Raw genomic sequence first — 19,544 nt, 5'->3', positions numbered from 1 at the left:
CGGTCGAGAACGGTTGAGGGGGAAGGGTGGCCCGGCGCACGGCCCGTGATCTTCGGAACGAGAACCGTTTCGAGGTGTTGCACGCGCTGTTCGAACTCGGGCCGTCCACCCGCCAGGAACTCGCCCGGCACACCGGACTCAGCACGGCGACCGTGGCCACACTGGTCACCGAGTTCCTCTCCGAGGGCGTGCTGCACATCGCCACCGTGGAGCGGAACACCGGGGGACGGCCGCAGGAGCGGCTCACCATCGATCCCGACCGCGGGCGGATCGTCGGTGTCGACGTCGCCGAGACGTACGTCGACGCCACGGTGTACGACCTCGCGCTCGGCACGCTCGGCCACGGAGAGGTCGCCCTGGACGAGCACGAGAACGACCAGGCCTATGTCGTGGGCGGGATCGTCCACGCGATCGAGTCGGCCATCGAGGCCAGCTCGACCGAGCGCGACCGCGTCATGGGCGTCGGTGTCAGCATGCCGGGCCACGTCCACCCCGACGCGGGCGTCTCGGTCTTCGCGCCGAACTGGGACTGGCACGACGTCCACATCGAGGACCTGCTGGAGAAGCGCCTCCGGATCCCCGTGTACGTCGACAACCCGCTCAAGGCGGTCATCCTGTCCGAGATGTGGTTCGGGGCCGGGCGTGCCGTCGACAGCCTGGCCGTGGTCAACCTCGGCACCGGAGTCGGCGCGGGGCTGGCCATCGACGGTGCGCTCATCCGAGGCGTCACCAACAACGCCGGCGAGTGGGGCCACACGCTGCTCCAGCTCGACGGACGGCCGTGCCGCTGCGGCCGCCGCGGTTGTGTCGAGGCCTATCTCGGCGTGCACGGTCTGGAGACGACGCTCGCCGAGATCGACCCGGAACACCCCGCGCTCAGGCAGGCACGGCAACGCGAGTTCGTCGAGGCGGTCGCCGACGGCCTCGCCGCGGGCGATCCGGCGCTGACGGACCTCGCCCGCCGTACCTCGCACTACCTCGCCGCGGCCCTCGGCGACCTGGTCAACCTGCTCAACATTCCCGCCGTCACCCTGACCGGCTGGACCTCCGAAGCGCTGGCCGACTGGCTCGTGCCCGCCGTGCGTGACGAGCTCCCCGACCATGTGATGCCCGGCTCCCTGCCCGACCTCACCGTCGAGGCGTCCCAGGTCCCCGGCAACGGCGTGGCCCTCGGCATGGCAACCTTCACCCTCGAGCGGTTCCTCACGCGACTCGGCCTGGCGAGCCCCGGCAGGACCAGGCCATAGCGTCACCCGGCCGACGATCCGCTCCGCGGCTCGGACCCCCGGCGTTCCCACGGTCAGGCGGTCTGGGTGTTCTACGGTGATCTGATGCGACTTGTGCCCAGGTGGGCTTTGCTCTCGTCGGGATGTGCGCCCGTCCTGCTGGCCGGAGGCTGGACGATCGCGGGGCTGCTCGAAGGGCCCGCCTACGACCCCGCCACTCAGACGATCAGCGTGCTGGCGGCGTACGGCTCTGCCGGGTTCTGGGTGATGACCGCTGCCTTGTTCGCCCTGGGCGTCTGTCACCTGCTGACCGCTTGGGGGCTGCGCGCGGCCGCACTCGCCGGACGTGTGGCGCTGGGTGGGGGTGGAGCGGCGGCGTTGGTGGTGGCACTGCTTCCGGCACCGAGCAGTGGGGGCTCCCTGCGCCACGGGTCGGTCGCCGCGGTCGGATTCACACTCCTGGCGGTGTGGCCGGTGCTGGCCGCCGATCGCAGCGGATACGCACCGTGGGCGCTGCGGCCCGCGCCCTCCATCGTGGCGACCGCACTGATGGGCGTCGCCGCAGGATGGTTTCTGATCGAAATACACGGTCACGGCGTCATCGGCATCGCCGAGCGGCTGGTGACGTTCCTTCAGTCCCTGTGGCCCTTTGTGGTCGTTGCCTCCTGCCTGCGCCGCTCCGACCGGACCGACAGCGAAATTTTCGGCGAGGAAACCGACTGTTGACACCTTCACCGGCCAAACCAACACTTACGGCGGTGACAGACCCCCCACCGGCCGTCGGTACCCTCCGTCGGCTGTCACAAGGAGGAAGCATGTCCGAGAACGACGGCTCCACCGCCCGGATCAGCCGCAGGAAACTCATCGGTGGCACCGGTGCCTTAGCGCTGGCCACCGCGTCGGGCCTGATGGTGCCCGGCACCGCCCACGCCGACACGACCATCACCCGCAACCAGACCGGCACCGACAACGGCTTCTACTACTCGTTCTGGACCGACGGCGGCGGATCGGTCGCCATGACGCTGTCGTCCGGTGGCAACTACCGGACCTCCTGGACCAACTGCGGGAACTTCGTCTGCGGCAAGGGCTGGAGCAACGGCGGACGGCGAACGGTGCGCTACTCGGGCAGCTTCGCACCGTCCGGCAACGGCTATCTGACCCTCTACGGGTGGACGTCGAACCCGCTCGTGGAGTACTACATCGTCGACAACTGGGGCACGTACCGGCCGACAGGAACCTACAAGGGAACCGTGACCAGCGACGGCGGTACGTACGACATCTACCAGACGACGCGGTACAACGCCCCGTCCGTCGAGGGCATACGAACGTTCAACCAGTACTGGAGCGTCCGGCAGTCGAAGAGGACGGGCGGAACCATCACCACGGGGAACCACTTCGACGCGTGGGCCCGTGCCGGAATGAGGCTGGGCAGCTTCAACTACTACATGATCCTCGCGACCGAGGGCTACCGGAGCAGCGGGAGCTCCAACATCACGGTGAACGCCTGAGTCAAGCAGGGGCGTGTGCCGCGAAGGGCTTGCGCACCCTTCCGGCACCGCCCTTGCGCGCCCGAGTACGGGCGGCGAATTCACCGAATGCGAGATCCATCCGCGCCGCGGTGCCGAATGAAGTGCATGGACACGTGACTTCGGCCCCTCGGAATTTCTCACGGAGCTCGCATGGTGGACAAGCCGGTGGAAACGTTGCCCTCCGCTTCGCAGGAATCCACGGCCGTCCTGGACGGGGACGACCACCCGGCCGAGACCGAGAGGATCCTCGCCGCGGTGCTGGCCGGCGTCCTGCACACCGAGCGGGTGCCGGTCGACGGTCACTTCTTCAACGAACTGGGCGCTGACAGCCTGGTGATGGCGCACTTCTGCGCACGGGTCAGGAAACGGGCGGACGTGCCGCCGGTGTCGATGAAGGACGTCTATCGGCACCCGACGATCAGGAGTCTCGCCACGGCGCTCGCGACCACCCCGCCCGCGCCCCCCACCGAGCCGACCGCCGGAGCTGCGGTGTCGGCTCCGGCCCCGACACCCGTTCAGCGCCCGGCGGGAAGGGCACAGTACGTCCTGTGCGGCGTACTGCAGTTCCTGGCCTTCGCCGGCTACACCTGCCTCATCGCCCTCGTCGCCGCACGGGGCTACGAGTGGATCTCCGCCGGATCCGGCGTGGCCGACGTGTACCTGCGGTCGGTCCTCTTCGGCAGCGCGGCCTTCCTCGGACTGTGTGCCCTTCCCGTCCTTGCGAAGTGGACGCTCATCGGCCGGTGGACGCCCCGGCAGATCCAGGTCTGGAGCCTTGCGTACGTCCGCTTCTGGATCGTCAGGACGCTGGTCCGGTCGGACCCACTGGTGCTGTTCAGCGGCTCGCCGGTCTACCTGCTCTACCTGAGGGCGCTGGGCGCGAAGGTCGGGAGCGGCGCCGTGGTCCTGTCCCGGAGCGTGCCCGTGTGCACCGACCTGCTCACCATCGGTGACGGCACGGTCATCCGCAAGGACTCGTCCTTCGCCTGTTACCGGGCCCACGCCGGACTGATCCAGACCGGCCCGGTCACCTTCGGGAGAAACGTGCTGGTCAGCGAGGCCACGGTGATCGACATCGACACCTCGCTGGGTGACGGGGCCCAGCTCGGGCACGCCTCCTCGCTGCACCGCGGGCAGACCGTGCCCGACGGCGAGCACTGGCACGGATCGCCGGCACAGCGGACCGACGTGGACTACCAGGTGGTGGGATCGGCCCGCTGCGGTGCGTTGCGCAGGGCGGTCCACAGCGCTCTGCAGCTGCTGGTCGCACTGGCCCTGTACGTGCCGGCGGCGGTCGGCGGCGTCTCCGCGCTGCTCGCCGGGGTACCGCAGCTCAGCACGGCTCTGGAACCGGGGCCCGCGATCTTCACGGAGTGGACGTTCTACCGCGACGCCCTGGTGTTCTCCTTCGTGTTCGTCTTCGGTGCCGTTCCCGCCGGTCTTCTCGTCCTGTCCACCGTTCCCCGTCTGCTCAGCCTGGCCATCACACCGGGCAGGGTCTACTGCCTGTACGGCTTCCAGTACAGCGTGCACCGGGCGATCTCGCTCATGACCAACTGGAGGTTCCTCAAGCGCCTGTTCGGGGACAGCTCGGGCATCGTCCACTATCTGCGCTGCCTCGGTTACGACCTCTCCCGGGTCGAACAGACCGGGTCGAACTTCGGTACGGAGATGAAGCACGAGACGCCGTTCCTGAGCTCCGTCGGGCGCGGGACGATGATCGCCGACGGGCTGTCGATCGTGAACGCCGACTTCTCCAGTACCGCCTTCCGCGTGTCCCGGGCGTCGATCGGGCCGCGCAACTTCCTCGGGAACCGGATCGCGTACCCCACCCAGGGCAGGACGGGCGACAACTGTCTCCTCGCGACGAAGGTCGCCGTGCCGGTCGACGGGGAGGTCCGCGAGGGTGTCGGGCTGCTGGGCTCGCCCAGCTTCGAGATTCCCCGGTCGGTACTGCGGGACAGCAGGTTCGACCGGTTCAAGAGCCCCGAGGAACTGCGGCGCGGCCTCGCCGGCAAGAACAGGCACAACGCCGCCACCATGGGGTGGTACCTGCTGACGCGATGGATCTACATCTTCGGCCTCGCCCTGCTCACCGCGGCAGCCACAGAGCTCTACCTCTCGTTCGGCGCGCCGGCGATCGCGCTGGCCGACGTTCTCGCCGTGGGGTTCACCGCCGTGTACTTCGTGTGCGTGGAACGCGTCGTCACGGTGTTCCGCCCCCTGAGGCCGCTGCTCTGCTCCATCTACGACCCGCGCTTCTGGCAGCGCGAGCGCTACTGGAAGGTGCCCTCGGAGACGTACCTCCGCATCTTCGACGGCACCCCGTTCAAGAACCTGATATGGCGGCTGCTGGGAGTCCGGATCGGCAGCAGGGTCTTCGACGACGGCTGCTATCTGACCGAACGGACCATGGCCACCATCGGGGACGGCTGCACGCTCAACCACGGCAGCGTGATCCAGTGCCACTCCCAGGAGGACGGCACCTTCAAGTCCGACCACAGCACGATCGGCTCCGGCTGCACCCTCGGGGTCGGCGCCTTCGTCCACTACGGCGTGACGGTGGACGACGGGGCGGTGCTCGCCCCTGACTCCTTCCTCATGAAGGGAGAGACCGTCCCACGGGGCGCATGGTGGGGCGGGAACCCGGCGAGGCCGCTCCGCCCGCACAGCAGGGGTGAGGGAAGGCAGGGCACATGACAACGCCGCTTCCGGAGGCCGGCCGGACGTACTGGCGGGAGGTGCTCACCGCCGGCGGGGCCACCACGGTCCCCCGATGGACCCTCGACCCGGTGCCCCGGGTCGCCGCGCACGAGACGACCCTGCCCCAGGACCTGGTGGCCGCGCTGAGCCGTCTGGCGGACGAACTGGCCGTACCGCTCGGCTCGGTGCTCCTGGCCGCCCACGCCAAAGTGCTCGCCGCGCTGTCCGGCGAGCGCGAGGTCACGACCGGATACGTCGCCGTGGGCGGCGGCCCGCCGTTGCCCTGCCCCCTGACCACCGAACCCGACTCGTGGCGGGCGCTGGTGCTGCGCACCCACCGGGCCGAGTCGGAACTGCTGCTGCACAAGGACTTTCCCGTAGACGCTCTCAGGCGCGAGCTGGGTCTGCCCGGACCGTCGACCGAGGCCGTGTTCGACCCGACCGGCGGGAGCGCCCCCGTACTCGGCGAGAATGCCGTACTGCGGGTGGAGATCCGGCGACGCGGCGACCGGCCGGCGCTGCGGCTGCGGTACCGGACCGACGCGCTCGACGCGGACTGCGCCGCCAGGATCGTGGGCTACCACCTCACCGCACTCACCCTGGTCGCCACCGATCCGGACGCCGCACACGGCCGGCAGAGCCTGCTCTCCACCGAGGAGTACCGCTTCCAGATCGACGAGCTCGCCGGACCCCGCAGGGAGCTGCCCGACCGCCGCGCCCACGAACTGTTCGAGCAGCGCGTCAGGGCGCACCCGGACGCCGTCGCGGCCGTACAGGGCGACCGGCGATGGACCTACCGGGACCTCGACGCGCGGGCCAACCGGCTGGCGCGAGCCCTGCTGGCGAGAGGGCTCGGCCGCGAAGGCGTCGTCGCGGTGGTGACCGAGCGGAACCTGCACTGGGCGGCCGCCGTCCTCGCCGTCCTCAAGGCCGGTGGGGTGTACCTGCCCATCGAGCCGCACTTCCCGGCCGACCGCATCGCGACCATGCTCTCCCGGGCCCGGTGCCGGCTCGTGCTGACCGAGCCCGGCAGCACCACGATGCTCGACCGGGCCCTCGACGCGCTGCCCGCCGTCAGGAAGCTCTCCACCGACGCCGCCTACGCCGAGCACCACCCGGACTCGGACCTCGCCGTCGACGTCGCGCCGGACCAGCCGGCCTACATCTACTTCACGTCCGGTTCCACCGGCGAGCCCAAGGGAGCCATGTGCGAACACGCGGGCATGCTCAACCATCTCCGCGCCAAGATCGACGACTTGGGGATCGGCGAAGGGCAGGTGGTCGCGCAGACCGCGCCCCAGTGCTTCGACATCTCACTGTGGCAACTGCTCTCCGCGCTCCTGGCCGGCGGGCGGACCCTGCTCGTGGAACAGGACGCCATCCTGGACGTCCCGCGGTTCGTCGACACGATCGCCCGCGGCGGGGTCTCGGTGCTCCAGGTCGTACCGTCGTACCTCGACGCCGTCGTGTCCTACCTTGAGCGGCACCCGCGCCGACTGCCCAGCCTGCGGTGCGTGTCCGTCACCGGCGAGGCGCTGAGGAAGGAACTCGTCCAGCGCTGGTTCGCGGTCCAGCCCGGAATCAGGCTGGTCAACGCGTACGGGCTGACCGAGACCTCGGACGACACCAACCACGAGGTGATGGACCGGGTCCCGGACACCGAACGGGTCCCGCTCGGGCGGCCCGTCAACAACGTGCACGTCTACGTCGTCGACGAGCACCTGTCCCCGGTGCCGCTCGGCGCCCCCGGCGCGATCGTGTTCTCCGGGATCTGCGTCGGCCGCGGCTACGTCAACGACCCCGAGCGCACCCGGCAGGCCTTCATGGCGGATCCGCACCGCGAGGGCCGGCGGCTCTACCGGGGCGGTGACCACGGCCGCTGGCTGCCCGGGGGAAAGCTGGAGTTCCTCGGCCGCCGGGACAGCCAGGTCAAGATCCGCGGCTTCCGGATCGAGATCGGTGAGGTCGAGAGCGCCCTGCTGCGCGTGCCCGGTGTCCGCGACGGTGCCGTGGTGGCCGCCGAAGGGCGCCTGGTGGCCTTCTGCTCCGGTCGGGGCCCGCTGGACGACGGCCTCCTCAGGGAGCGGCTGGCCGAAGCGCTGCCCGCGTACATGATCCCGTCGGCCTTCCACTGGCGGCCGAGCCTGCCCCTGACCGCCAACGGCAAGGTCGACAGGAAAGCACTGACCGCACTCGCCGCACAGCTCGACGCCGAAGTGCCCCACGCGGCAGCCGACGGCACCGAGCCCGGCACGGCCGGGGAGGACCACGACGCGCCCCGCACGCCGACCGAGCAGCGGCTGGCCGCCGTATGGGCCCAGGTGCTCGACATCCCGGAACACAGGATCCGCCGGCACGACCACTTCTTCGACCGGGGCGGCACCTCTCTCGCCGCGCTGCGACTCGCGATCGCCCTGGACCGCGCCGTGGACATCACGGACCTCACGCGCCACCCGGTCCTGGCCGACCTGGCCCGCACGGTCGACGACAGGTCCACGCCGCCGCACCCCGTCCTGCGTCCCGCCGGACCACGGGCTTCCTCCTGAACGCAACCGAAAGGAGACCGAGATGCCGTCCTCGTTGCCCCTGTCGCTGCCCGCTGTCGACCTGCGGCCCGGCAAACCCCCGCTCCTGCGCGCCGAACCCACCGGCGACGCGGCCGGCTGGGCGGCCGAGCACCGGGACGCGCTGCGCGCCATCGTCACCGAGCACGGCTCGGTCCTGGTCCGGGGCCTCGGGCTGGGCGACCAGGCCGAGACCGAGGCCGTCTTCCGGCGGCTGTCCGGCGGTCTGATGACCGAGAAGGAAGCCTTCGCGTCCCGGCGGACCTACTCCGACGGCGTGTACTCCTCCTCCACGTGGCCGCCGAACCAGCCGATGTGCATGCACCACGAGCTCAGCTACACCCTTGAGTTCCCCGGCCTGATGCTGTTCGCCTGCCTCGGTGCCCCCACCGCAGGCGGAGCGACCGCGCTGGCCGACGCCCCGACCGTGCTGCACGCGCTGCCCACCGACCTCGTCGAGCGGTTCCTCAGGGAGGGCTGGCTGCTCACCCGCACCTATAACGACGAGATCGGGGCGTCCATCGCCGACGCCTTCGGCACCGAGGACCGCGGCGCGGTCGAGCGCTACTGCCGCGCGGCCGCGATCGACTTCGCATGGCAGCCCGGCGGCGGACTGCGGACCTGGCAGCGCCGCAGCGCCGTGGTACGCCACCCGGTCACCGGCCGGCACTGCTGGTTCAACCAGATCGCGTTCCTCAACGAGTGGACGCTGGCCCCCGAGATACGCGAGTACCTCGTGGACGTCTACGGCGCCGACGGCCTGCCGTTCAACACGCGCTACGGGCAGGGCGCACCGATCGACGAGGACACCGTGCGGCTGCTGAACGAGGTGTACGAGTCCCACACCGTGCGCGAGCCGTGGCAGCCCGGTGACCTGATGCTCGTCGACAACGTCCGCACCGCGCACAGCAGGGAGCCCTACGAGGGCCCGCGCGAGGTGCTCGTCGCCATGGCGGACGCGGTCCGCCTGGCCGACTGCTCGCCGACCGTGGAGGTGACCGCATGACCGTGCCACCGTTCGCGGTAGTTCCCGGCGCACAGGTCCAGCAAGCGCTGCGGGGACGCGAGAAGCAGATCGTGGAGCTGGTCGAGGCCACCTACCGGCTGCACGGCGCCGGCGAATGCGTGAATCCGCCGTCCCAGTTCCTGCGCTTCCCCGACCGCCCGTCCTCCCGGATCATCGCGCTGCCCGCCTCGATCGGCGGGGCGGGGCCGGTGGACGGCCTGAAGTGGATCTCCAGCTTCCCGCAGAACGTGGCGGCCGGCATCCCCAGGGCCTCGGCGGTGCTCATCCTCAACGACCACGACACCGGCTACCCGTTCGCCTGCGTCGAAGCGTCCATCATCAGCGCCACGCGGACGGCCGCGTCGGCGGCGCTGGCGGCGGACCGGCTCAGCCGCGGCCGACGGCGCCCGGCGCGCATCGGGTTCGTCGGAACGGGTCTGATCGCCCGCTACATCCACACGTTCCTGTCCGGTACCGGCTGGTCGTTCGACACCATCGGCGTCCACGACGTGTCCGCCGACAGCGCGGCAGGCTTCAGCCGCTACCTGAAGCAGTCGGGCGCGCCCGGCGAGATCGTCGTGCACGACGGCCCCGAGCGGTTGATCCGCACCAGCGACCTGGTGGTCTTCGCCACCGTCGCAAGCCGGCCGCACATCACCGAACCCTCGTGGTTCGCACACCAACCGCTGGTGCTGCACGTCTCGCTGCGCGACCTGGCCCCGGAAGTCGTGCTCGCCTCGGCGAACATCGTCGACGACGTCGAGCACTGTCTGCGGGCGCAGACCTCACTCCACCTCACCGAACAACGCACGGGCACCCGCGACTTCCTGACCGGAACGCTGGCGGACGTCATGGCCGGACACCTCACGCTCCCCACGGACCGGACGGTGGTGTTCTCACCCTTCGGCCTCGGAGTGCTCGACCTCGCCGTCGGCAAGTACGTCCACGACGAGGTGGCCGGCTCCGGAGAACTGCACATCGTCGACGACTTCTTCCACGAGCTGAGCAGGTACGGATGAAAGAACATCCGTCCCCGGAACGCTCTTGAACCCGCGGAGGCCATCGTGTCCGTCATATCCGCCCCCTACACCTTCAACGAGGAGGACCTATACGTCGATCTCCGGCCGATACTGGGGCGCAGGCTCTTCCTGAAGTGCGAGGGCTTCAACTTCGCCGGCTCGATCAAACTGAAACCCGCGATCGAGATGGTCGAGGCCGCCGAGCAACAGGGGGCCCTGACGCCGGAGTCGGTCCTGGTCGAGTCCTCGTCCGGAAACATGGGCGTGGCCCTCAGCATGATCGCGGCGAGCAAGGGCTACCCGTTCCTGTGCGTGACGGACTCCCGGTGCAATCTGTCGACCAGACTGCTGATGGAGGCCCTGGGCGCCCGGGTGCACGTGGTCACCGAGCCGAGCGCCGACGGCGGCTTCCTCCGCGCGCGCATCGACTACATCCGCACGCTGTGCTCCCCGGACGACCGGTACGTGTGGCTCAGCCAGTACACCAACCCGGGCAACTGGAAGGCGCACTACCACCGGACGGCACCGGCGATAGCCCGCTCGTTCCCGGGGCTGGACGTGTTGTTCGTCGGGGCCGGCACCACCGGGACGCTGATGGGCTGCGCGCGCTACTTCCGCCAGTGGCACCGGCCGGTCCGGATCGTCGCGGTGGACAGCGTCGGCTCGGTGACCTTCGGCGGCGCTCCGGGACGCCGGATGCTTCCCGGTCTGGGCATGAGCGTCCACCCTCCCCTGCTCGACGAGTCCCTCGTCGACGAGGCGGTGCACGTCGAGGAGGCGGACACCATCCGTGTCTGCCGCCGACTCGCCCGACGCGGCTTCCTGTTCGGCGGCTCCACCGGCACCGTGGTCAGCGGCGCGCTGGGCTGGCTGGCCCGGCACGACACACCCGGCCTCACCACCGTGGCCATCGCCCCGGACCTCGGGGAGCGCTACCTGGAGACCGTCTACCAGGCCAACTGGGTGCAGGCCCTGTACGGCGAGGACGTGCTCGGCCCCGACGGGCCGGTCGCCGCCGGGTCCCGGACCTCCCGCACCCCGTCACCGGTGCCGTCGCCGGGCCGGTGGCCGCACCACCGGCGCCGAGATGCGGCCCACGGCAGGGCCCCGGACACTGTGGAGGGGGACGGGTGAGCCCGGCAGGTGGGCGGGGGCAGGTGCGCAGGCAGGAGAGCGTGTGGCGAAGCGACAGGCCCCGCAGGCCCGGCACATCGGTGCGTCCGAGACGGACCGGCTGCTGCTGTCCGTGGCCGCCGGCAGTCACGACGCCTTCACCCGGTTGTACGACACGGTCGCCGGCCCGATCTACGGAATCGCCTGCCACGTCCTGCGGGACCCGGCACGCGCCGAGGAGGTCGCCCAGGACGTCATGCTGGAGGTCTGGCAGACCGCCCGCCGCTACCGGCCCGAGAGCGGGCACGCCATGACCTGGATGATGACCATCGCCCACCACCGCGCCGTGGACTGCGTCCGCACGGTACGCAGGTCCGCCGAACGCGAGCGCGCCGTCTCCCAGCACGAATCGACTCCCGCCTTCGACGACGTCGCCGAAACGGTGGAGGCGCTCCGCGAACGGGAACAGGTCCGCTCCTGCCTGCAGGACCTCACCGCCGAGCTGCTGCAGCCGGTGCTGCTCGTCTACTACCGGGGCCTCACCCATGCCGAGGTCGCCGCAGCCCTGTCCCTGCCGCTGGGCACCGTCAAGAGCCGCCTGCGCAGGGCCCTGACCCACCTGCGGCACTGTCTGGGAGCCCCGCGATGACCACGGACGACGCACACGACCTCACAGCCGCCTACGCCTTGGACGCCCTCGACCGGGAGGAGCGGGAGGTGTTCCGGCGACACTACGCCGACTGCCCGGGCTGCGCCCGCGAGACCGCCCGCCACCAGGAGGCCGCGACCTGGCTGGCCCTCGCGGCGGCCCGCACCCCGCCGGCGCGTCTGAAGCCACGTGTCCTGGCCGAGGCGGCGCGCTCCTCGCAGCTCCCACCCGCGCTCCAGGTCGGTCCCGTCAGCGCGGCAGCCGACGATCCCGGCCACGGAGACTGCGCCTCGTGCCGGCCACCGGCCTGACCCCGGCCACCGCGCTCGGCAGCGGGGCGACAGGTGCCGGAAAGAGCCGAGCCGTGCCCGGTGACTGGCCCGGACACGGCTCGGCGTTCTGTGTGCTGACGGTCAGCGGCCGCCGATGGTGATGAGGCCGCTGATCTTCGCGCCGGTGAGGTTGTCGTAGACGACGTCACCGGTGGACTTCTTCCAGATCCTGATGCGGAAGGTGTCCGGGCCGTCGGTGGCGGTGACGCGGAAGCCGTAGCCGCCGGTCCCGTTGAGCGTGCCGGAACCCTGGTGGACGGCCCGGGAACCGGTGACCACGAGCCAGTCGGAGTCGGTGGAGCGGAACTTCAGCCTGGCCGGACCGAAGTCGAGGGACACCTTTCCGGTGGGGGTCGTGGCTCCCTTCAGGTAGAACGCGGTGAAGGAGAAGGCGGCCTTGCCGGTCAGGTCCGGCTCGGCGGGAAAGGCGCCCGCCGAGGAGGTGAAGACACCCGTGCCGAGGGCGGGTCCGGCGGCGCGGTCGTACACGATCAGCTCGGGCAGCGTCCTGCTGTCCGAGGCGCCGTCGTCGTCGGTCACGGTGATGACCGGGTGATGGATGCCGGCCTCGGCGTAGGTGTGCTCGGCCCGGCAGCCGGAGGCGGTGACGGTGCCGGAGCCCGGCTCGGTGCCGTCCTTCCAGTCGACCTCGCAGGTGTGGGTGTCACTCGTGCCCGCGTCGGTGAAATCGGCCGTGACGACCGCCCGCCTGCCGGCCGGCACCGGGGACTGCGGTCCCGTGGCCGAGGTGATGACCGGTGCCGCGTCGGCGACCTCGACGGTCGCCGTGTCCCTGCTGCGGCCGCCGGTCAGGGTGACCTGGTAGGTACCGTCGTCCGTGCAGGTGATCGACGTCCGGGCCGAGCCCGGGTCGGTGAAGGTACAGGGCGCACCCTCCTCGACCGTCCACTTCGGGCTGCCCGCTCCGGAGACCGTGCCGCTCAGCCCGATCGCCTCGCCCTCGGTGCCGCCGACGTCCGGTCCGGCGCGCACGATGGTGACCGGGTCGATGCCGGTCAGGGTCGGGACGACCTTCTTGATCAGGCCGTCGGAGTCGAACTCCAGCTTGTCGACGGTCGTCTCGCGGTGGGTGCCGTCACCGCCCGGGATGGCGAACCGGTGGTAGGCGATGTACCAGTCGTCGGTGTTCGGCACGTGGACGACCGAGTGGTGGCCGGGCCCCTTGATGCCGAGGGACAGGTCCTTCTCCAGGATCACGCCGCGCTTGGTCCAGGGGCCGGTGGGGGAGGGGCCGGTGGCGTACGCGACGCGGTAGTTCTCGTCCCGGGTGTCGTTCTCCGACCACATGAAGTAGTAGGTGCCCTTGCGCTTGATGACGAAGGTGCCCTCGTTGTAGCCGCTGGGCGTGATGTCGGTGACCTTCGCGGCGTCGAAGGAGACCATGTCGTCGTTCAGCGGCACGACGTACGCCCTGCCGTTGCCCCAGTAGAGATAGGACGTGCCGTCGTCGTCGGTGAAGACGGCCGGGTCGATCATCTGGCCCGGGTACTGGCCCGCCTTGAGCAGCGGCTTGCCCAGCGCGTCCTTGAACGGACCGGTGGGCGAGTCGGCGACCGCGACACCGATGTTCGCGTCGGCGCAGAAGTAGAAGTAGTACTTGCCGTTCTTCTCCTCGATCGTCGGTGCCCACGCCCGGCTGTCCGCCCAGCCGACATCCGGGCCGAGGTCGAGGATGACGCCGTGGTCGTCCCAGTGGACCAGGTCCTTGGAGGAGTACGCCTTGAACTGCGTGCCGCTCCAGCCCGGGAAGCCGTCGGTGGTCGGGTACATGTAGAAGGTGTCGCCGAACCTCGTGATGTTCGGGTCGGCGTTGAGACCGGGCAGGACCGGGCTCTTCATGATCAGGGCGGAGACGGTCCAGGTGCGCTTCTTCCCGTCCGATCCGGTGACCTCGTACGTCACCGGCTTCGTGAAGTCGTGGACGCTCCCGGACGCGGGGCTGATCGCCGCGCCGTGGGCGAGGGTGAACTCCGGGGCGAGGGCGGTGAGATCGGTGCCCTCCTTCATCGGCAGTGTGATCCTGCTGTTCGCGTTGTCGATGAGCGCGTCGACCTTCAGCGCCGGGTGCGTCGCCTTCGCGATGCCCGCGGTGTTGCCGCTGAGCTCCATGACCTCGGCGGCCGTCAGAGCCCGGTCGTAGACGCGGAAGTCGTCGACCTCGCCACCGAAGTACGGGTCCGCCGCGTACAGGGACCTGCCGATGTAACCGCTGTAGTCCTTGCTCGCGGTGTACAGCTCGGACGGCTTGATGGTGGTCGTCGTACGGGCCGCCTCGACGCCGTCCAGGTAGAGGACCATCGCGCCGGTCGAGCCGTCGAGGGTGACGGTGACGTGCTGCCACTCGCCGGGCGTGAGCCGCGAGCCCGCCGTCAGCTTCGACTCCGCCGACCAACTCGCCTTGGTGATCGCCGAATAGAGGCTCGAACCGCCGTTGGAGGGCGTGGCGAAGAGGTACTTGTCGCTGTCGGGCCCGAGCCCGAACAGCCACTGGAAGTTGTCGCCGCCCTTCCACTTGGCGTACGTGGAGACGGTCACGCTGTCGGCGTTCTTCAGCACGCCGTTCGGGATCTTCACATACGGCGAGGTGGAGTCGCCGGACATCTTGAACGAGCCGCCGTGCACGCCTGTGCCGAAGTCGGGCGTGCGGACGTAGGTGCCGTGGTAGCCGTGGCCGCTGGAGTCACGGGCGATGTTGCCGCCGGTCTCGTCGAAGTCGTAGTGCAGGACGAGGTCGGCGGGTACGTCGGGGCCTTCCTCCGACACCGTGACCTCGGCGCGGGCTTCGATGGCGCCGTCCGGCAGGCTGCCCTTCACCGTGAACGTGCCGGCCTGCGCGTACGCCGACGCCGGGACCTCGTCCCAGGTGACGGCGACGGGGCGCCTGACGCCGTCGGCGTACTCGGCGATGACGGTGGCCGGGAGGACCGGTGCCTCACCGACGCGGGTCTTCACCGGGACGTCCTCGACGCTCTCCACGAGCTGGTCCGGCTGGTAGGCGCGCAGCAGCCGGTCGTACTCCGCCTGCGTGACCGGGAGCACGGTGCCGTGGCGGGGCTTGGCGGGCAGGTCGTAGCCGGTGGCCGGGGTCCAGTTTCCCGAAGCGAGGTCGGTCGTCTCGAAGGGGATGTAGCCGCGTCCGCCGAACTCGTCCAGGAACGCGTACCACTTCTCCTCGGTGTTGGACTTGAACACCAGCGGCCCCTCGGCGGCGTTCATCGCGCCCTTGCCGATGCCCTCGGCGACCGCGTCCCAGGACGTGTCGAGGAGGGAGTCGCTCTTCTCCTCGAAGATGAACTTGCTGTTGGGGGTGGAGGAGGTGTTGTTCCGCTCGTCCTTCGACAGGCGGTAGTACGTCCCGTCGTGCTGGATCACCGTGGAGTCGATCACCGAGTAGCCGCGGTCGATCCAGACCTTGGGCTCGCTGAAGGTGTAGAAGTCACGGGTGGTGGCGTACATCATGCGGTTGTACGTGTCGCCGGAGTGCGCCTCGTTGTCGTACAGCTTCGACGCCCAGAAGACCACGTACTCGCCGCGCCCCGCGTCGTAGAACGCCTCCGGTGCCCAGGTGTTGCCCGCGCTGTCCGGCGAGACCTTGACCAGCCGCTGGTTCGTCCAGTGCACCAGGTCGGTGGACTCCCAGACCATGATGGACTTGCTGCCGGTGCGCTGCGAGGCGTCCCAGTCGCCGTTGCCGTAGATCCTCAGGTCGGTGGCGATCTGGTAGAACTTGTCGCCCTCCGGGGAGCGGATGATGAACGGGTCGCGCAGGCCCTTCTCGCCGAGGGTGGAGGTCAGGACCGGCTTGCCGTCGTTCAACTCCCGCCACTTCAGCGGGTCGTTGCCCTTGCTGAGGGCGAAGTAGAGCTGCTCGCCGTCGGAGGTGCCCTCACCGGTGAAGTAGCTGAACATGTAGCCCTTGAGGGCCCGCTCGGCCGGGAGTTCGGGCACCTTCGCGGTGAAGGCGCGGGTCGTCCTGGCGTCGCCCTTGGCGACCGTGGCGGTCAGCTCGACGGTGGTGGCGCCTTCGCCGTGCGCCGGACGGTGGACCACACCGTCGGCGGAGATGACGTCCGGCTCGGCGGACGACCAGGAGACGGACGTGCCGTAGGCGCCGTCGGCGGGGAGGGTGAGGTTGCCGCGGACGTCGTCGAGGTTGTGGACGGTGAGCGCCTCGGCGGCCTGCTCGGTGGCCGTCTCGTCGTCGAACGCGGGCAGGACCGTGACGTCGAAGGTCTTGGTGTCGGTGACGGTGCCCTTCTTCAGGGTCGCCGTGAGCGTGGCATGGCCGTCCGGTTCACCGGCGGCGGGGCGGGTCACCGCGCCCGAGTCCGACACCACGGAGGGGTCGTCGCTCGCCCAGCTGATCGTCGAGCCGCCGGCGGTCCCGGTCCTCGGCAGGTCGAGATCGGCCGTGACGGCACTGGTGTCGCCGAGGCTGAGGGCGGCCTTGTCGTCGGCGACACCCTGCGTGGCGACGGGGAGCGCGAGCTGCTCCACCTCGGAGCCGGCGAGTGCCCGGTCGTACACCCGGAAGTCGCGGATCCTGCCGTTGAACAGCTTGTCGCCGGAGTAGACGGACTTGCCGATGTAGTTGGCGGTGGTGGAGCCGGAGCCGATGGCGCCGGGCGTGGTGGTGACCGACGTGTTGCGGCCGACCTCCACACCGTCCTCGTACAGCACACCGGTCGTGCCCGTCTGGGTGTAGGTGACGTGCTTCCACACCGAGCGGGTCAGATTGTGCGAGTCGGACGGCTTGGTGGTCTGCTCCGTCGACCAGTTGCCGGTCGCGACGGAGGTCCGGAAGGAGTTTCCGGTGGTGAAGAGGTAGCCGTTGCCGCTGCTCCCGCTGGAGTTGCCGAAGCCGTAGAGGAAGTACGGGGTGGCCTGGGCCGAGTCGATCAGCACGTCGAGGGAGACGGTGATCGCGTCCATCCCCTTCATGATGTCGTTCGGCACCTTGATGTAGGTGTCGGACCCGTTGAAGGTGAGCCCTTGACCGGCGTCGGACCAGTCCGCGGTGCCGTTCACCGTGCCGTTCCGGCCGTTGCCGGAGGCGTCGGTGACGGTGCTGCCGGATGCTGCGTCGAGCTTGTACCAGAGGGCCAGGCCGTCGGTGACGTCCGCGGTCTCCGCCGCCTGTGCGGGTACGGCGGGTGCGGCGAGGCCCAGGAACAGTGACGCGGCGGACAGGCAGGCGGCAAGGCCCGCCCGGCGTCTCGCGCGGCTGCGCGGACGTGCGATGTACGGCATATGAAGTTTCCCTGCTGAGACCTGGCTGACGGGGGGGGGACAGAAGGCAAGGGCGAGCAGGCCGATGACGGGTGCCTTGGCCAGGGGCGGCCTGTCGTTGCGACCGTGTGACGTCGTGTTGCGAGAGTGTCAATCGGGGGTATGGGTAGCGTCAAGAGGTTTCGAACAATGTCCGGCAGGTCGAACGAGCCGACTGTCAAAGCGGATCGGGGTGCCGAGCATGTCCACTTGGTCGACGGAGCGCGTTGAGGCCGACGACCGGGATCGCCTGCTCGTGGTGGCGCCTGACCCGGTGGGCCGGGGTGGCGGCGGACGGGGGCGCCGACGGGGGGTTGAAGCGCAACGCTGCTGGCCTTCCGCAGCGAGGCCCTGATCCTGCTCGGCCCCACCTCACCCGGCGGCACACTCGCCGCCCTCGACGGCAAGGCGCCCGTCATCGCCGTCGGCCGCCGGATCGCCGACGCCGACCTGGACGTCGTGCGCACCGCGGACGACGACGGCGTGGGCCAGACCGTCGACCACCTGGCCGGCCTCGGGCACCGCGAGATCGTCTACGTCGACGGCGGCAGGGGTGTCATCGCCACCGACCGGCGCCGCGGCTACCGCACGGCCCTGCGCCGCCACGGCCTCGACGAGCACATCCGGGTCCTGCGCGGCGACAACACCGAGGCGGCCGGGCAACGCGCCGCACGGCACCTCCTCGACGGCGACGGCCTGCCCACCGCCGTCATCGCCTTCAACGACCAGTGCGCCATCGGCGTGCTGGCCGCCCTTTCCCGCGTCGGCGTCGACGTGCCGGGTGAGGTGTCGGTGGCCGGCTATGACGACGACACCCTGTCCCGCCTGAGCTGCTTCCTCCTGACCACCGTCAGCCAGGGCGTCCGGGAACAGGCCCGGCACGCGGTGGCCGCCGCCGTCGAACGCCTCGACCAGGGCCGCACCGACCCCCGCGAGGTCGTCCTCCCCCCCCCGCGCACCTCGTCGTACGCGGCACGACGGCCGCCCCGCCTGACCGGAGTCGCCGGAAGCGATCGCCGCACCTCGCTGGCGCCCTCAGCCCCGGACGACGCGCCACGCTCACCGGCGAACTGCCCGGTCCGCCGCCGGGGCGCGGGCCGGGCAGTGGGGCACGGGTCAGCAGATGCGCGGCAGCTGCTCGCCCAGCGGCAGGTCCACGACGCGGGTGCCGCCGAGGCCGGTCCGGGCGACGACCATGCCGGGATGCTCGGCCACACAGGTGCCGATGACGGCGGCGCCGGCTCCTTGCGGGTGCGCGTGCATCGCGGCGAGGACGGCGTCGGCGTGCTCGGGCGGCACGAAGGCCACCAGGCGCCCCTCGTTGGCGACGTACAGCGGGTCGAGCCCGAGGAAGCCGCAGGCGGCGGCCACGGAGTCGGGTACCGGGACCGCGCTCTCGGTGAGGACGACCCCGGTGCCGGACGCGGTGGCGATCTCGCAGAGCGATGTGGCGAGCCCGCCCCGCGTCGGGTCGCGCAGCACGTGCACGTCCTTGGTGACCTCCAGCATCGCGGCGACCAGTCCGCCCAGCGGCGCGGTGTCGCTGACCACGTCGGAGCCGAACTCCAGCCCCTCGCGCACGCTCAGCACCGCCACGCCGTGCGCGCCGATCGGGCCGCTGACGATGACCACGTCTCCCGGCGTCGCCCGCTGGGGGCGGATGTCGACGCCCTGCGGGACCAGCCCGATGCCGGACGTGTTGACGTACACGCCGTCGCCGTGGCCCGCCTCGACGACCTTGGTGTCACCGGTCGCCACCGTCACTCCGGCGGCGGACGCGGCCGCTCCCACGGCCTGGGCGACACGGCCCACCACGGCCAGTTCGACGCCCTCCTCCAGGATGAACGCCGTCGACAGGTAGGCCGCCCGGGCGCCGCTCATCGCCAGGTCGTTGACCGTGCCGTTGACGGCCAGGTCGCCGATGCTGCCGCCGGGGAAGAACAGCGGCCGCACGACGTACGAGTCGGTGGAGAACGCCAGCCGGGCCCCGCCGAGTTCGACGGCCGCGGAGTCGGTGAGCGCTGCGAGGGTCTCGTTGCCGTACGCCGGGGCGAACAGGTGCTGCGTCAGCTCCCCGGAGAGCGCACCGCCCCCGCCGTGGCCCATCACGACCA

General features: G+C 70.5%; 12 protein-coding genes and 1 pseudogene. 11 read left to right on the top strand and 2 right to left on the bottom strand.

The features are described 5' to 3' along the window. The first annotated feature begins 26 nt into the window (after nt 1-26). The 10 genes from NW895_RS29945 (at nt 27) to NW895_RS29900 (ending at nt 12,120) form a co-directional block, all read left to right on the top strand. Nucleotides 27-1,247, top strand: a complete 1,221-nt coding sequence (locus NW895_RS29945; protein WP_289939463.1) for an ROK family transcriptional regulator — start codon at nt 27-29, stop codon at nt 1,245-1,247. 84 nt (nt 1,248-1,331) lie between these two features. Next, on the top strand, nt 1,332-1,952 hold the full coding sequence (locus NW895_RS29940) for a DUF998 domain-containing protein (protein ID WP_289939461.1): 621 nt from the start codon (nt 1,332-1,334) through the stop codon (nt 1,950-1,952). An 89-nt stretch (nt 1,953-2,041) separates the two neighbouring features. Further along, nucleotides 2,042-2,734: a glycoside hydrolase family 11 protein gene (locus tag NW895_RS29935; protein WP_289939460.1), complete on the top strand. Its 693-nt coding sequence runs from the start codon at nt 2,042-2,044 to the stop codon at nt 2,732-2,734. Between the two features lie 171 nt (nt 2,735-2,905). Next, nucleotides 2,906-5,455, top strand: coding sequence for a Pls/PosA family non-ribosomal peptide synthetase (locus NW895_RS29930; protein WP_289939459.1), 2,550 nt, complete (start codon nt 2,906-2,908; stop codon nt 5,453-5,455). Next, complete coding sequence (locus NW895_RS29925; protein WP_289939458.1) at nt 5,452-8,004, top strand: amino acid adenylation domain-containing protein; 2,553 nt, start codon at nt 5,452-5,454, stop codon at nt 8,002-8,004. The genes NW895_RS29930 and NW895_RS29925 overlap by 4 nt, the downstream gene beginning before the upstream one ends. A gap of 22 nt (nt 8,005-8,026) precedes the next feature. After that, nucleotides 8,027-9,028, top strand: a complete 1,002-nt coding sequence (locus NW895_RS29920) for a TauD/TfdA family dioxygenase (RefSeq protein WP_289939456.1) — start codon at nt 8,027-8,029, stop codon at nt 9,026-9,028. Then, a complete protein-coding gene (sbnB, locus tag NW895_RS29915; protein ID WP_289939455.1) occupies nt 9,025-10,047 on the top strand; it encodes a 2,3-diaminopropionate biosynthesis protein SbnB in 1,023 nt (340 codons plus the stop codon). The genes NW895_RS29920 and sbnB overlap by 4 nt, the downstream gene beginning before the upstream one ends. Nucleotides 10,048-10,092: 45 nt before the next feature. Next, nucleotides 10,093-11,181: a 2,3-diaminopropionate biosynthesis protein SbnA gene (sbnA, locus tag NW895_RS29910; protein ID WP_289939454.1), complete on the top strand. Its 1,089-nt coding sequence runs from the start codon at nt 10,093-10,095 to the stop codon at nt 11,179-11,181. 43 nt (nt 11,182-11,224) lie between these two features. Beyond that, entirely contained in the window at nt 11,225-11,809 is a 585-nt protein-coding gene (locus tag NW895_RS29905; protein WP_289939453.1) for a sigma-70 family RNA polymerase sigma factor, read from the top strand. Continuing rightward, nucleotides 11,806-12,120 (top strand): zf-HC2 domain-containing protein, encoded by a 315-nt coding sequence (locus NW895_RS29900; protein ID WP_289939452.1) that lies wholly within the window; start codon nt 11,806-11,808, stop codon nt 12,118-12,120. Before NW895_RS29905 ends, NW895_RS29900 begins: the two co-directional genes overlap by 4 nt. A gap of 102 nt (nt 12,121-12,222) precedes the next feature. On the opposite strand, the gene NW895_RS29895 is transcribed toward NW895_RS29900, so the two are convergent. Beyond that, entirely contained in the window at nt 12,223-17,412 is a 5,190-nt protein-coding gene (locus NW895_RS29895) for a family 43 glycosylhydrolase (RefSeq protein ID WP_289939451.1), read from the bottom strand. Between the two features lie 342 nt (nt 17,413-17,754). Here NW895_RS29895 and NW895_RS29890 point away from each other — a divergent pair. Then, nucleotides 17,755-18,419 (top strand): annotated as a pseudogene (locus NW895_RS29890) (substrate-binding domain-containing protein); the annotation flags it as partial. Between the two features lie 127 nt (nt 18,420-18,546). Here NW895_RS29890 and hypE read toward each other — a convergent pair. Then, nucleotides 18,547-19,536 (bottom strand): hydrogenase expression/formation protein HypE, encoded by a 990-nt coding sequence (gene hypE / locus NW895_RS29885; protein ID WP_289939556.1) that lies wholly within the window; start codon nt 19,534-19,536, stop codon nt 18,547-18,549. Nucleotides 19,537-19,544 lie beyond the last annotated feature (8 nt).

This window comes from Streptomyces sp. S.PNR 29, from assembly GCF_030386795.1.
Lineage (GTDB): Bacteria > Actinomycetota > Actinomycetes > Streptomycetales > Streptomycetaceae > Streptomyces.
Note: the sequence above shows the minus strand (reverse complement) of the source record. Positions and strands in the feature narration are given on the sequence as shown.

Bases quoted from the DNA above. Each gene is read 5' to 3' on its own strand.
- NW895_RS29930 (WP_289939459.1), top strand. From the start codon at position 2,906: ATGGTGGACAAGCCGGTGGAAACGTTGCCCTCCGCTTCGCAGGAATCC.
- sbnB (WP_289939455.1), top strand. From the start codon at position 9,025: ATGACCGTGCCACCGTTCGCGGTAGTTCCCGGCGCACAGGTCCAGCAA.
- NW895_RS29940 (WP_289939461.1), top strand. From the start codon at position 1,332: ATGCGACTTGTGCCCAGGTGGGCTTTGCTCTCGTCGGGATGTGCGCCC.
- NW895_RS29895 (WP_289939451.1), bottom strand. From the start codon at position 17,412: ATGCCGTACATCGCACGTCCGCGCAGCCGCGCGAGACGCCGGGCGGGC.
- NW895_RS29920 (WP_289939456.1), top strand. From the start codon at position 8,027: ATGCCGTCCTCGTTGCCCCTGTCGCTGCCCGCTGTCGACCTGCGGCCC.
- NW895_RS29900 (WP_289939452.1), top strand. From the start codon at position 11,806: ATGACCACGGACGACGCACACGACCTCACAGCCGCCTACGCCTTGGAC.
- NW895_RS29935 (WP_289939460.1), top strand. From the start codon at position 2,042: ATGTCCGAGAACGACGGCTCCACCGCCCGGATCAGCCGCAGGAAACTC.
- NW895_RS29925 (WP_289939458.1), top strand. From the start codon at position 5,452: ATGACAACGCCGCTTCCGGAGGCCGGCCGGACGTACTGGCGGGAGGTG.
- hypE (WP_289939556.1), bottom strand. From the start codon at position 19,536: ATGGGCCACGGCGGGGGCGGTGCGCTCTCCGGGGAGCTGACGCAGCAC.